Consider the following 13,235-nt stretch of genomic DNA (forward strand, 5'->3'; position numbering starts at 1 on the left):
CCAACTGTCTCCCCTCCACACACAGGCACACGACCACCGCATCTCTCGTCTCACCCGCAAGGAGTCGTTCGTCGAGGTGGGTCACCGATACCGGCCGATTGGTCTCCCCGTCCCTTGGTGGTCTTTGTCCGGCGCCGACGCGGTGGGACGTTGTGCGGCGAATCCGGCGCCGAACTACGGCGGCCCACCCATGTGCAGCGCGTCGACTCGCCCCATCAACCGGCTCCGGTCAGGCGTCCGCGTACGACACCACGGAAGGCGGGCTCTCCTCAAAGGGCCCCCACTGTCTGGACATCGACCGTCCCAGCCTCCCCGAGCCGGTCGGCGGCCACGCGTAACTGGTGGGACGCACTCTTCTCGGCGCGGACCGTGCTCCCGGAGAGGAGCCGTCAACCCAGGGCCCACGGGGGTCACAGGCCGACCGAGAGCCAGGGAAAGGTTTGGTCGACACTCGTATGACCGGCGACCGGCCGGCTCGTCTCCCCGCACCTTTGCCGGGCTTGGTCCGGTGTCGACGCGGTGGGACGTTGTGCGGCGAGTCCGGCGCCGGACTACGGCGGCCCACCTATGTGCACGCTTCGGCTCGCCCCATCACCGGTTTCGGCCAGGCGTCCGCGAACGACACCGCGCGAGGCGGAGTCTCCTCGGCGGGGGGCAGGGGGCCGGGCCGGCACGGTGTGGGCCGTGCCGGTGGCAGGGGTCAGGAGAACTCGGCGAGGGTGCGTTCGGCCTCTTCGAGCCAGGAGCGGCGGGCCGCGATGGCCTCCTCGGCCTCCTTGACGTCCTTGTCGCGGCCGGCGTCCCGGGCCTTGACCAGGCGGCTCTCAAGCTGGTCGATGGACTTGCGCAGCTGGTCGACGGTGGTCTGCGCGCGGGCACGGGCCTCGGGGTTGGAGCGCTTCCACTCGGCTTCCTCGGCCTTGCGTACCGCCTCGTCGATGCGCCGCAGGCCGCCTTCCAGCTTGTCACGGGACTCGCGTGGCACGGGGCCGACCGCCTCCCAGCGCTCCAGCACCGCGCGCAGCGCCGCTCTGGCGGCCCGTGCGTCGGTGACCGGCAGGATGCGCTCGGCGTCGGCCAGGATGGCCTCCTTGGCCTCGGCGTTCTCGCGCAGTGAGGCGTCGCGCTCGGCGAACACCGTCGAGCGGGCCTGGAAGAACTGGTCCTGCGCGGCCTTGAACCGGCCCCACAGCTCGTCCTCGGCCTCACGTGAGGCGCGGCCCGCGCTCTTCCACTGACGCATCAGCTCGCGGTACGCCGCCGCCGTCTCACCCCAGTCGGTCGAGGAGGCCAGTGCCTCGGCCTCGGCGACGATGCGCTCCTTCTGGCCGCGCACCGACTCGCGCTGCTCGTCCAGGCCGGCGAAGTAGGACTTGCGCCGCTTGGCGAACGAGGTGCGCGCCGCCGACAGGCGCTTCCACAGGGCGGCCTCGGTCACCCGGTCGATGCGCTCGGCGGCCTTCCACTCGTCGACGAGCTGCCGCAGCCGCTCGCCGCCGGACTTCCAGTGGGTGGTGTCCTCGGCGATGCGCTCGGCCTCGGTGACGATGCGTTCCTTGATCTCCCGCGAGGCGGCGCGGGCCTGGTCCCGCGCGGCCCGCATCTCCTCGCGGCGCTTGCCCACCAGATCGGTGAGGGCCTCCAGGCGGGCCGTCAGCGCCGCGAGGTCACCCACGGCGTGCGCCTCGGCGATGGAGTCGCGCAGCTTGACGATCGTCGCCTCGGCCTGCGCGGGCGGCAGGTCGGTGCCGCGGACGCGCTGTTCCAGCAGCTCCACCTGAGTGGCCAGCTCGTCGTATTTGCGATGGAAGTAGGCAAGCGCCTCTTCCGGCTCACCGGCCTGCCAGGACCCGACGGCCCGCTCTCCCTCAGCCGTACGAACGTAGACGGTGCCGTCGTCGTCTACCCGGCCCCACGGGTCGGTGCTCACCGTGTCCTCCCGCACTCGAATCAGCTTTCCAGGACGCTACGCGTCCTTGGTGGTATTACGTCAGCCCTAGCCAGAGATTGTCACGTGTTTGAGTTCCACGGGATCCTTGGGCGCTCCGGTGCCGTCCCCCATACCACCTTCCATTACGCCCTTCTTACGAACATTGTCCAGAATGTCGAGCCCCTTGGTGACCGTACCCAGCACGGTGTACTGCGGAGGGAGCTGGAGGTCGCCGAGCACGATGAAGAACTGGCTGCCGGTGGTCCCGGCCTCCTGCGCCTTGGCCATCGCGATCACGCCGCGCGTGTACTTGGCGCCTTCGAGGTTCTCCTCGGCGTACCGGAAACCGGGACCGCCCTGACCGTCGGTCTGGCCCTTCCCGTCGGCCTTGGCCAGCGGGTCGCCGCACTGGAGCATCGGGAACGCGTCCGGCCCCATGCGGTGGCACTTGGAGCCGTCGAAGTACTTCTTCTTCGCCAGGTACGCCATCGCGTTGACCGTGCAGGGCGCCTTGTCCGTGGCGAGCTTCACCACGATGTCGCCGTGGTTGGTGTCGAAGGTCATGGTCTTGGGGGACCCGGCCGGCTTGGCCGGCGGCTTGCCGACGTCCTTCACCGGGCCGCCGCGGCTGTCGGCCACGTAGTCGCAGGTGCCGGTCGCCGGGTCGAACGCCTTCGGGCCCGGCGCCGCGGACGGCGGCGCGGAACTGGCCTCCGCCGGCGCGGAGGTGGCCGGGGACGCCGCGGCCGACGGGGTCTTGCTCCCGCCGACGATCGCGACGGCCGCGAAGATCCCCCCCACGACCACGAGGACTCCCACGCTGGTGCCGATGATCGCCACCTGCTTCCTGCGGGCCTCACGTTCGGCGCGTCGTTGCATCTGCCGTACGTGATGCTCTCGCGCGAGCTGCTTCTGACGGTCCTTGCCGGTCGCCACCGCTGTGTCCTCCCGACTGTCCGAGTTGATCGCGTTTGGTCGTCTGACTGGACGACCGCCACCTTTATGGAGTGGGCGAATCGTATCGGCCCACGGGCGATGGTTCGCAGCCCGGCGACCCGCACCGGTACCCTTCGGTTACATTCCCATCCGCTTTCCTTGACGAGAACGATCACAACGAGGACCGCTTCCGTGCTCATCGACGGCTTTCCCGCAGGCTCTTTCCAGGCCAACTGCTATGTCGTCGCTCCCGCCGCGGGCGAGGAGTGCGTGATCGTCGACCCTGGTCAGGACGCCGTACGCGGTCTTGAGGACAAGCTGCGCGAGCACCGGCTGAAGCCGGTCGCCGTGCTCGTGACCCACGGCCACCTCGACCACATGTGGTCGGTCGCCCCGGTCTGCGGCGCGAGAAACATTCCTGCATACATTCATCCGGACGACCGCGAGCTGCTGTCCGATCCGGCCAAGGGCATCTCGCTCACGGCGGAGGTCTTCGGCGGCCTGGAGTTCACCGAGCCCGACGACGTGCGCGAGCTGTCCGACGGCGCGGTCCTCGACATCGCGGGGCTGGAGCTGATCGTCGACCACGCACCCGGCCATACCAGGGGGTCGGTGACCTTCAGGCTCGACGCGGAACAGGTGATGTTCTCCGGCGACCTGCTGTTCTCCGGCTCCATCGGCCGCAGCGACCTGCCGGGCGGCGACTACGCCACCATCATCCGCAGTCTCGGCAGGGTATGTCTGTCCCTGCCGGACACCACCACGGTGCTGCCCGGTCACGGACCACACACGACGATCGGCCGTGAGCGCGCCACCAACCCGTACCTCGCCGAGGCGGCGCCGTTCGCGGGCCCAACCAGGGGACTGTGATGAGCTTTCAGGCGCCGAAAGGCGTACCAGAATATTTCCCGCCGCGCTCGGCGACGTTCGTCGCGGTGCGCGCGGCGTTCTCCGAGGCGGCGGTCCTGGCCGGATACGCCTACATCGAGGTGCCGGTGTTCGAGGACACCGAGCTTTTCGCGCGCGGCGTCGGCGAGTCGACCGACGTGGTGACCAAGGAGATGTACACCTTCGCCGACCGCGGCGGCCGCTCGGTCACGCTGCGGCCGGAGTTCACCGCCGGGGTCATGCGCTCCACGCTGGAGCACGGGCTGCACAACGGCCGGCTGCCGGTGAAGCTGTGGACCATGGGCCCGGCGTTCCGCTACGAGCGGCCCCAGGCCGGCAGGTACCGCCAGCTCCAGCAGTTCGACCTGGAGGCCATCGGCACCGAGGACCCCGCGGTGGACGCCGAGACCATCGCCATCGCCTGGCGCGGCTACCGCTCGCTCGGCCTCACCCAGGTCAGGCTGCTGCTCAACACCCTCGGCTGCACCCAGTGCCGTCCGGCCTACCGCGCCGCGCTGCAGGAGTTCCTGCGCGGCCTCGACCTCGACGAGGCCACCCTGCGGCGCGTCGAGATCAACCCGCTGCGGGTCCTGGACGACAAGCGGCCCGAGGTGCGGGCCCAGGTGGAGAACGCGCCGCTGATCACCGACCACCTGTGCGCGTCCTGCAAGGCCCACCACGACCGCGTCAGGTCGCTGCTGGAGGACCTCGGCGTCCCCTGGGAGGACACTCCGCGCCTGGTGCGCGGCCTCGACTACTACTCCCGCACCACCTACGAGTTCGACCACCCCCTGCTCGGCGCGCAGTCCGGCATCGGCGGCGGCGGCCGGTACGACGGCCTGTCGGAGGACATCGGCGGCCCGCCGCTCCCCGGCATCGGGTTCGCCGTGGGGGTCGACCGCATCGTCATGGCCGTCGAGGCCGAGGGCCTGGCCGCGCACGAGCCCGCGAGGGTCGCGGTGTTCGGCGTGCCGCTCGGCGAGGATGCCGCGAGGCGCATGGTCACGCTGGTCGACGAGCTGAGGTCGGCGGGAGTCGCCGCCGACATGGCCTTCGACGGCAAAGGGCTCAAAGGGGCCATGAAAGGCGCGGACCGGTCGGGGGCCGCGTACGCGGTGATCCTCGGCGAGCGCGACCTCGCCGCCGGCGCCGCGCAGGTCAAGGACCTGGCGAGCGGGGAGCAGACCGCCGTGCCACTGGCGGACATCGTCACGGAGCTGAAGGAGAAGCTGACCACATGATCCGCACGCACACCGCCGGATCGCTGCGCAGGGAACACGCCGGCCAGAGTGTCACTCTGGCCGGCTGGGTGGCACGCCGCCGCGACCACGGCGGCGTCGTCTTCATCGACCTGCGCGACGCGTCCGGCTCGGCGCAGGTGGTGTTCCGCGAGGAGGACCACGCGCACGACCTCCGCTCGGAGTACTGCGTCAGGATCGCCGGAGAGGTCCGCCTGCGTCCCGAGGGCAACGAGAACCCCGACCTGCCGACCGGCGACATCGAGGTCGTGGCCTCGGAGGTCGAGGTGCTGAGCGAGTCGGCGCCGCTGCCGTTCCCCATCGAGGGGACCACCGGGGTGTCGGAGGAGGCGCGGCTGAAGTACCGCTACCTCGACATCCGGCGCCGCCAGGTCGCCGAGGCGCTGCGGATCCGCTCCACCGCCACCTACCTCGCGCACGAGGTGATGCGCGAGCACGGCTTCCTGTACGTCGAGACCCCCGACCTCACCCGCTCCACCCCCGAAGGCGCGCGCGACTTCCTCGTGCCGGTCCGCCTGCAGCCCGGCAGCTGGTACGCGCTGCCGCAGTCGCCGCAGCTGTTCAAGCAGCTGCTGATGGTGGCCGGCCTGGAGCGCTACTACCAGCTCGCGCGCTGCTTCCGCGACGAGGACCTGCGCGCCGACCGGCAGCCGGAGTTCACCCAGATCGACGTCGAGATGTCCTTCGCCGACCAGGAGGACGTCATGGCGCTCGGCGAGGCGCTGATCGGCCGCCTGTGGCGGGAGACGGCGGGGTACGAGCTGCCGTCGCCGCTGCCGCGACTGACCTACCGCGAGGCGATGGACCGCTACGGCTCCGACAAGCCGGACCTGCGGTTCGGCTGCGAGCTCGTGGACATGACGTCGTACTTCGCCGAGACGACCTTCCGGGTGTTCCAGGCGCCGTACGTCGGGGCCGTGGTCATGCCGGGTGGCGCGTCGCAGACCCGCAAGGAGCTCGACGGCTGGCAGGAGTGGGCCAAGTCCCGCGGCGCGCGGGGCCTCGCGTACGTCCTGGTGCAGCCCGGCGGCGAGCTCGGCGGCCCGGTCGCCAAGAACCTGTCGGAGACCGAGCGCGCGGGGCTGGCCGCCGCTGTGGGGGCCGCCGAGGGAGACGCGGTGTTCTTCGCCGCCGGCCACCCGAACCCCGCGCGCGACCTGCTCGGCGCGGCCCGGCTGGAGATCGGCCGGCGCTGCGGGCTGATCGACGAGTCGGCCTGGAGCTTCCTGTGGGTGGTGGACGCACCCATGTTCGAGCCGGTGCTCGACGAGTCGGGCCGGCAGACCGGCTGGACGGCCGTGCACCACCCGTTCACCGGTCCGAAGCCCGAGTGGGCCGACACGTTCCAGGACGACCCGGGGGAGGCCCTGGCGTACGCCTACGACATGGTCTGCAACGGCATGGAGATCGGCGGCGGGTCCATCCGTATCCACCGGGCCGAGATGCAGCAGCGGGTGTTCGACGTGCTCGGCATCTCCAAGGAGGAGGCCGAGAGCAAGTTCGGCTTCCTGCTCGAGGCCTTCAAGTACGGCCCGCCGCCGCACGGCGGCATCGCCTACGGCTGGGACCGCGTCTGCATGCTGCTCGCCGGCGGCGAGTCGATCCGCGACGTCATCGCCTTCCCCAAGACCGCCTCCGGCTTCGACCCGCTGACCGCCGCACCCACCCCCATCACCGCGGCGCAGCGCAAGGAGGCCGGCGTGGACGCGCCGCGCAAGCCCGCGGCCAAGGACGCCTGACCCTTCACCGGCGCGAGAGCGCGGCCCGTCACGGGCCGCGCTCGGCGACCGGGGGCCGCGGTGCGTACCGGTCGCGGCGGTCCGGACGGCCGCGGCGGGTCAGTGCGGCCGGTCAGTGCCGATGGGACGGGTGCCTTGGCCAGGTCCAGGCGGTTCTCGCGATCGCGAGCAGGAGCGTCATCTCGACGACGCTCCCGAGGATGTAGTAGATCCAGGTCTCGCCGACGATCGTCACACCTATGGAGAAGAAGTAGAGAAGGCCGGCGACGATGTTGGCCGTTCTGTTGATCTTCGCTCGGGCGAGGAGCGAGACGACGACCATCAGGCTCGGGATCGCGATGTAGATCGTCGTGAGGACGAGGAAGGTCTGGTCGATCGCGAAACCCGCGCCGGACACACGGCCGGCGAGTGCTCCGTTGATCACGTCGGCCCGGAAGAAGCCGAAGATGTCGACATACGCGAACACGAAGAGCACGGAGCTCCACAAGCCGCTGAGCGCTACCTTCACATCCACTCTCGTGTCGTGAAGGTCTGGTGCTCGATTCCTGTCCACCGATGGTCTCCTTGTGGTGCGTGGCCGATCAGAGCCGGACGGTCTCCAGTGTCGAGATGACCGACGCGCGGCACACGAGTCCTGTGGCCATGGCTGAGCCGGCCGATCGGCCAGGTCGAGGACTGTTCCTCGGGCTGTGTCGCCGCCCCCGCGCGATCGCTACTGTGACAGTCGTGTGGGACGCCGTGACGTCGCTGTGGGCCGAGCCGGCCGGGAGGAACCCTCCGGCGCGCGGCCGGGGCGACCGGGTGTACGCGGCGCTCGTGGTGGCCGGGGTCGTGCTGGAGACGGTCCTGCGCCGTGATCTGGCATGGCGGCCGGTCGCGGTCGTCTTCGGATGCGGACTGGCGGTCGCGGTCCTGTTCCGGCGGACCCATCCGCTGCCGTCGGTGGCGTTCGCCTTCGGCACGTTCGCGGCGCTGGATGTGGCCGCGTTCGTCGCGGGTACCGAGCCGATGGTGCTGTACAGCGGGTGGGTCGTGCTGGTGCTCGCCTACTCGCTTTTCCGGTGGCGTGCCGGCCGTGACGCCGCCGTCGGCCTCGTCATCATGGCCGTCGCCGTCGGCGTCAGCGCCGGCACCGATTTCGGCGGGGTCGCCGAGACGATCACCGGCGCCGCCGTGTTGCTGTGCGCCGCGGCCCTCGGGGTGTCCGTCCGCCACCGGGGCACGGCTCGGGAGCAGTTGGTCGAGCAGGCCAAGCTTCACGAGCGAGAAGAGCTGGCACGGGAACTGCACGACACGGTCGCCCATCACGTCTCCGCGATAGCGATCCAGGCCCAGGCCGGACTGTTCCTCGCGCGGTCCTCGTCGCTCAGCGGGGCCACCGAGGCACTGGAGACCATCGACCGCGAAGCGGCCCGGACGCTCGCGGAGATGCGCACGATGGTCGGCGCGCTCCGGGACCGCCGGAAGCAGCCGGCCGTGGTCCCTCAACGCCGCATCGCCGACATCGAACGTCTTGCCGCGAACAGCACCGACTCGCTACGCATCGACGTGGAACTGCGTGGTGAACTGACCGATCTCCCGCCGGCTCTGGAGGCCGCCATCTACCGGGTCACGCAGGAATCGGTCACCAATGCCCAACGCCACGCGCAGCAGGCGACCCGGGTCGAGGTCAAAGTGACCGGAAGCGCCACCACCGTGCGGCTGACGGTCAGCGACGACGGTGCCCGCACCACGCGCACCCCGAATCAAGCCGGTTACGGGCTGGTCGGCATGACCGAGCGGGTGAGACTGTTCGGCGGGACGCTCACGGCCGGGCCGAACCCCGATGGCGGTTGGCACGTCCGGGCCGTTCTCCCACGTCAAGGATCGGCGACATGACCGTCCGCGTGCTCATCGCCGATGACCAGGGCATCGTCCGCGCGGGGCTGACGACCATCCTCAACGGTCAGCCTGACATCGAGGTGATCGGACAGGCCGCCGACGGACGTGAAGCCGTCACGCTCGCTCGCCGGCTGCGACCCGACGTGTGCCTGTTCGACATCCGCATGCCGGACCTCGACGGCATCGAGGCCACGCGCCTGCTCGCCGGACCAGGGGTCGCCGATCCGATCGCCGTCGTGGTGATCACCACTTTCGACACCGACGAGTACATCTACGGAGCACTCAAGGCAGGTGCCCGAGGCTTTCTCCTGAAAGGCGCGGAACCCGGCCAGCTGATCCAGGCCATCCATGCCGCGGTCCGGGGCGACGGGCTCATCGATCCAGGCGTCACCGGCCGGCTCCTCGCCGCTTTCTCGGCCGGCGCCCCCGCCGGCCCGCCGGTCCAGCCCGTCGACGCGCTCACCGAACGTGAGGAACAGGTGCTGCGCAGGGTCGCACGAGGCAGGACCAACGCCGAGATCGCCGAGGAGCTCCACGTCAGCATGAGCACCGTCAAATTCCATGTCGCCGGCATCCTGACCAAGATCGGTGCCAGGAACCGGGTCGAACTGGCCATGTGGGCCTACGAGACGAACCGCATGAGGTAGGCCGGAGCCCAGGCGATCGCCGCTGGGATCCGGCCGGTTCCAGGAGGAACGGCACATGCGCGCTCGCGCATGTGCCGCCGACCGGCTCTGGGTGGACTACTTGGTGATGGTGACGTCCTTGATGATGACCGGCAGCTTGGGTGCGTTGGAGCCCTCGCCGCGGACGTCGGCCATGGGGTCGCCGTTGAAGGGGATGATGCCACCCTTGGCGATCTTGTCCACGACGTCCATGCCTTCCTTGACCACACCGAACGGCGTGTACGCGGCCCCCGCCGCGGTGAGCTGGGTGTTCTCGTCGGAGAACGAGATCCAGAACTGGCTGCCGTTGGAGTTGGCGTCGTCGCCGCCTTGGGCCATCGCCACCGTGCCGCGCGTGTACGGCATGCCGCCGAGGTTCTCGTCCTCGAACAGGTAACCGGGGCCGCCTGTGCCGTCGTCGGCGGTCTTGCCGTCGGCCTTGGCCAGCGGGTCGCCGCACTGGAGCATGCCGAGGCCGGTGGTCTCCACGGTGGCCAGGCGGTGGCAGCGGGTGCCGTCGAAGTAGTTCTTCTTGGCCAGGAACTCGAAGGAGTTGACCGTGCAGGGAGCCGCGGCGGTGGCCAGTTCGATGACGATCTTGCCCTGGTTGGTGTCGATCGTCATGAACTTCGCCTTGAGGTCCGGCTTGGTGGGGGGCATGCCCACCTTCTTGGCCGGCAGGCCGCTGTCGTCCTTGCGGTAGGAGCAGGTGATCTTGGCGGGGTCGGCCGGCGCGGCCGAGGCGCCGGGGTCCACGGCCGGCGCGGACGCGGCCCCGGAGGCGGACGGGTCGGCGGCGGCCCGGTTACCGGGGTCGTCTCCTCCGCCGCCGAGCAACGTGGTGGCGGCGACGATGCCGCCGGCGACGAGGACCACGCCGAGACCGGCGCCGATGATGACGTTCCGCCGTCCGGACGGTGGCTGCTTGGCGCGCTCTTCCTGCCGCTCGCGGTGCTCCCGTGCCAGCTGGGTCTGGCGATCCACGTCGGTCACGGTATGCCTTCCATTTGCGGATTGATGACTTCAGATGCTCGGGAATCGTACCGGCCTTTGCCTCAGGACCGCATAAACATGAACTTCCCCCACCTGTGGGACGTACCTCCTCGTACCAGATGCTTGACCCGAGGAATGTCCACTCCGGTACTTTCTTACGGTGTCCTGACGCCGCGTCCGCCATCGTGGGCCCACATGGCCCGCGGGGGCGGGCACGAGCCGGGCCCGCCGTGCACCCACACCAGAACCAACAGGCGGCTCAGCGCGTATACATGGACGAACCGCCACCCCGACAGGAGCCACGCAACGATGTTCGACCAGATATTCGGCCTGCCCGCGCACCCGCTGATCGTCCACACGGCCGTCATCTTCATCCCCCTGCTCGCCGTAGGTTCTGTGGTGTTCGGCGTCGTCCCGCGGCTGCGTCCGCGGCTCGGCTGGGCCGTCGTGCTGCTCGCCGTCGTGTCGCCGATCGCGGCGTTCGTGGCCAAGGAGAGCGGCGAGGCGTTGTTCGAGAGGAACTTCGGCGGCCAGGCCCCCGACAGCCCGGCCGGCGCCGCGCTGGACGAGCACATGAGCTACGCCAACCCGCTGCTGCTCAGCGCGCTCGGGCTCGGGGTGGCGGCGCTGCTGCTCGTGTACTCCTCGCTGCGGCTCGGCAAGACCGTCACCGCGATCCTCACCGTGGTGACCGTGGTGCTCGCCGTCGTCGCCGCCTACTACACCGTGCGGTCCGGCCACACCGGCGCCATCGCCGTCTGGAGCTGACGGCGCCTGGCCGCAGGGGCCGTGACGGCGGGTAGTGTCGGCCCGTGGAGAGTTTGTTCGACGCGGCGGCGGAGGAGGCCCACCGGGGCCAGGAGCCGCTCGCGGTCCGCATGCGGCCACGCGGCCTCTCCGAGGTCATCGGCCAGCGGCACCTCCTCGGGCCCGGCACCCCGCTGCGGCGGCTGGTGGAGAGCGACGCACCCATGTCGCTGTTCCTGTGGGGCCCGCCCGGCACCGGCAAGACCACCCTGGCGTACGTCGTGGCCGGCGCGACCAAGAGGCGCTTCGTCGAGGTCTCCGCCGTGTCGGCGGGTGTCAAGGAGGTCCGCGGGGCCATCGACCAGGCCAGACGCGACCTCGGCATGACCGGACGCCAGACCGTGCTGTTCGTCGACGAGGTCCACCGGTTCAACAAGGCACAGCAGGACGCGCTGCTGCCTGCCGTGGAGAACCGCTGGGTGACCTTCATCGGCGCCACCACCGAGAACCCGTTCTTCTCGGTCATCTCGCCGCTGCTGTCCCGCTCGCTGCTGCTGACCTTGGAGCCGCTGTCGGAGGACGACGTGCGCGCGGTGCTGGACCGCGCCGTACAGGACCCGCGCGGCCTCGGCGGCCGGGTGACCCTGGCCCCGGAGGCGGCCGAGCACCTGGTCAGGCTCGCGGGTGGCGACGCGCGCCGCTCGCTGACCTACCTGGAGGCGGCGGCCCTCATCACCGACGCGGGTGAGATCACCGTCGAGACGGTCGAGAAGGCCGTGGACAAGGCCGCGGTCCGCTACGACCGCCAGGGCGACCAGCACTACGACGTGGTCAGCGCGTTCATCAAGAGCATGCGCGGCTCCGACGCCGACGCCGCGCTGCACTACCTGGCCCGCATGATCGAGGCCGGCGAGGACCCCCGGTTCATCGCGCGCCGCATCGTCATCTTCTCCTCCGAGGACGTCGGCATGGCCGACCCCACCTGTCTTCAGGTGGCGGTCGCCGCCGCGCAGGCCGTCCAGATGATCGGCCTCCCCGAGGCCTCCATCAACCTGGCCCACGCCGTCATCCACTGCGCGCTGGCCCCGAAGTCCAACGCCGTCGTGAAGGCCATCGGCGCCGCCGCCGCCGACGTGCGCCGCGGCGACATCGGCCAGGTCCCCGCGCACCTGAGGGACGCGCACTACGCGGGAGCCGCCAAGCTCTCCCACGGCAAGGACTACAAGTACCCCCACGACTTCGAGCACGCGCTGGTCCGCCAGGAGTACGCACCCGACCGCCTGCGCGACCGCCGCTACTACGAGCCGACCCGCCACGGGGCCGAGGCCCAGACGGCCGGCCGGTGGGCCAGGATCCGCGACTTCCTCCGCGGCGGCTCCTGACCACCGTCCGCACGCTCCGGGCCGGTCACGGGGAAGGCCGGGGAACGGCGCGCGGCGGCGAGGCAGGCACGGGAGCGCGATAGGGTCTTGACCATCCCATCCGCCCCGAGCCGGGTCGCGTACCGCCGGGCCGTTCATCGAGGGGACGCACCGACATGCTGACCGCGGGAGAGGTCGCCGGCCTCATCGTCGCTCTGTTCTGGGCGATCCTTGTCTGTTTTCTCGCCATGGTGCTGGTGAAGCTGGCACGGCTCATCGACCGGACGTCACGATCGGTGGCCGACCTCAGCGAGCGGGTCGTCCCGCTGCTCGAGGACGTCAGCCTGACCGTGGCCGAGACCAACCGGCAGCTCGTCGCGGTCGAGGCGATCGCGGGGAACATGCGCGAGGCCAGCGGCAACGTCGCCAAGGTCACCGGGGTGGCCTCCACGCTGTTCGCCACCCCCCTGATCAAGGCCTCCGCGCTCGTCCACGGCGTACGCGGCGCCTTCTCGGCCCGCCGCAGGGCCGCCGCGCTCCCGAGAGGAAGGCGGCAGCCGTGATCCGCGCGCTGATCCGACGCCTGTTCTGGTTCGCCCTCGGCGCGTACGCCGCCGTCTGGACGATGCGTAAGCTTCAGGCGTTGAAGCCCGACCACATCGCGCGCCGCACGGCGGGCCACGCGGCCGGGCTGGTGGCCGAGGCCCGCTGGTTCGCCGGCGACGTCCGCCGCCTCGCGGCGGCCAGGGAAACCGAGTTGCGTGCGGCCCTCGGCCCCGACACCGTTGGAACGACCCGACAGTCCCACCACCACGACGAAAAGGACGGCCGCTGAG

Annotated in this window: 13 protein-coding genes; 9 read left to right on the forward strand and 4 right to left on the reverse strand. The window is 70.5% G+C overall.

Annotated features, from left to right (window positions below):
* Window positions 1–700 precede the first annotated feature (700 nt).
* Together BJ992_RS14215 and BJ992_RS14220 are read right to left on the reverse strand one after the other, a co-directional pair.
* The gene (locus tag BJ992_RS14215; protein WP_184981151.1) at window positions 701–1,930 is read right to left on the reverse strand and encodes a DUF349 domain-containing protein; all 1,230 of its coding nucleotides are present in this window, start codon (window positions 1,928–1,930) and stop codon (window positions 701–703) included.
* Between the two features lie 66 nt (window positions 1,931–1,996).
* Window positions 1,997–2,866, reverse strand: coding sequence for a peptidylprolyl isomerase (locus BJ992_RS14220; RefSeq protein ID WP_343072652.1), 870 nt, complete (start codon window positions 2,864–2,866; stop codon window positions 1,997–1,999).
* A 192-nt stretch (window positions 2,867–3,058) separates the two neighbouring features.
* Here BJ992_RS14220 and BJ992_RS14225 point away from each other — a divergent pair, with 192 nt between their 5' ends.
* From BJ992_RS14225 to aspS, 3 genes are read left to right on the forward strand one after another with little or no spacing between them, the layout of a single operon-like run.
* Window positions 3,059–3,736, forward strand: a complete 678-nt coding sequence (locus BJ992_RS14225; protein WP_184981153.1) for an MBL fold metallo-hydrolase — start codon at window positions 3,059–3,061, stop codon at window positions 3,734–3,736.
* Window positions 3,736–4,995 (forward strand): histidine--tRNA ligase, encoded by a 1,260-nt coding sequence (gene hisS / locus BJ992_RS14230; protein ID WP_221474811.1) that lies wholly within the window; start codon window positions 3,736–3,738, stop codon window positions 4,993–4,995. The genes BJ992_RS14225 and hisS overlap by 1 nt, the downstream gene beginning before the upstream one ends.
* A complete protein-coding gene (gene aspS / locus BJ992_RS14235; RefSeq protein WP_184981157.1) occupies window positions 4,992–6,752 on the forward strand; it encodes an aspartate--tRNA ligase in 1,761 nt (586 codons plus the stop codon). Before hisS ends, aspS begins: the two co-directional genes overlap by 4 nt.
* 112 nt (window positions 6,753–6,864) lie before the next feature.
* Here aspS and BJ992_RS14240 read toward each other — a convergent pair whose 3' ends face one another.
* Complete coding sequence (locus BJ992_RS14240) at window positions 6,865–7,305, reverse strand: DUF6326 family protein (protein ID WP_184981159.1); 441 nt, start codon at window positions 7,303–7,305, stop codon at window positions 6,865–6,867.
* A 164-nt stretch (window positions 7,306–7,469) separates the two neighbouring features.
* Between BJ992_RS14240 and BJ992_RS14245 the strand changes: the two genes are divergently transcribed.
* Both BJ992_RS14245 and BJ992_RS14250 read left to right on the forward strand, forming a co-directional pair.
* Window positions 7,470–8,630, forward strand: coding sequence for a sensor histidine kinase (locus BJ992_RS14245; protein WP_343072653.1), 1,161 nt, complete (start codon window positions 7,470–7,472; stop codon window positions 8,628–8,630).
* Window positions 8,627–9,280: a response regulator gene (locus BJ992_RS14250; RefSeq protein WP_184981161.1), complete on the forward strand. Its 654-nt coding sequence runs from the start codon at window positions 8,627–8,629 to the stop codon at window positions 9,278–9,280. The genes BJ992_RS14245 and BJ992_RS14250 overlap by 4 nt, the downstream gene beginning before the upstream one ends.
* A gap of 96 nt (window positions 9,281–9,376) precedes the next feature.
* On the opposite strand, the gene BJ992_RS14255 is transcribed toward BJ992_RS14250, so the two are convergent.
* On the reverse strand, window positions 9,377–10,291 hold the full coding sequence (locus tag BJ992_RS14255) for a peptidylprolyl isomerase (RefSeq protein ID WP_184981163.1): 915 nt from the start codon (window positions 10,289–10,291) through the stop codon (window positions 9,377–9,379).
* A gap of 309 nt (window positions 10,292–10,600) precedes the next feature.
* On the opposite strand from BJ992_RS14255, the gene BJ992_RS14260 reads away from it, so the two are divergent.
* The 4 genes from BJ992_RS14260 (at window position 10,601) to BJ992_RS14275 (ending at window position 13,234) form a co-directional block, all read left to right on the forward strand.
* A complete protein-coding gene (locus BJ992_RS14260; RefSeq protein ID WP_184981165.1) occupies window positions 10,601–11,059 on the forward strand; it encodes a DUF2231 domain-containing protein in 459 nt (152 codons plus the stop codon).
* A gap of 44 nt (window positions 11,060–11,103) precedes the next feature.
* Entirely contained in the window at window positions 11,104–12,420 is a 1,317-nt protein-coding gene (locus BJ992_RS14265; protein WP_184981167.1) for an AAA family ATPase, read from the forward strand.
* A gap of 155 nt (window positions 12,421–12,575) precedes the next feature.
* A complete protein-coding gene (locus BJ992_RS14270) occupies window positions 12,576–12,962 on the forward strand; it encodes a DUF948 domain-containing protein (protein ID WP_184981169.1) in 387 nt (128 codons plus the stop codon).
* Window positions 12,959–13,234: a hypothetical protein gene (locus BJ992_RS14275; RefSeq protein ID WP_343072654.1), complete on the forward strand. Its 276-nt coding sequence runs from the start codon at window positions 12,959–12,961 to the stop codon at window positions 13,232–13,234. Before BJ992_RS14270 ends, BJ992_RS14275 begins: the two co-directional genes overlap by 4 nt.
* The last annotated feature ends 1 nt before the right edge of the window (window position 13,235 follow it).

Origin of the sequence: Sphaerisporangium rubeum (assembly GCF_014207705.1) — a bacterium.
Classification (GTDB): domain Bacteria; phylum Actinomycetota; class Actinomycetes; order Streptosporangiales; family Streptosporangiaceae; genus Sphaerisporangium; species Sphaerisporangium rubeum.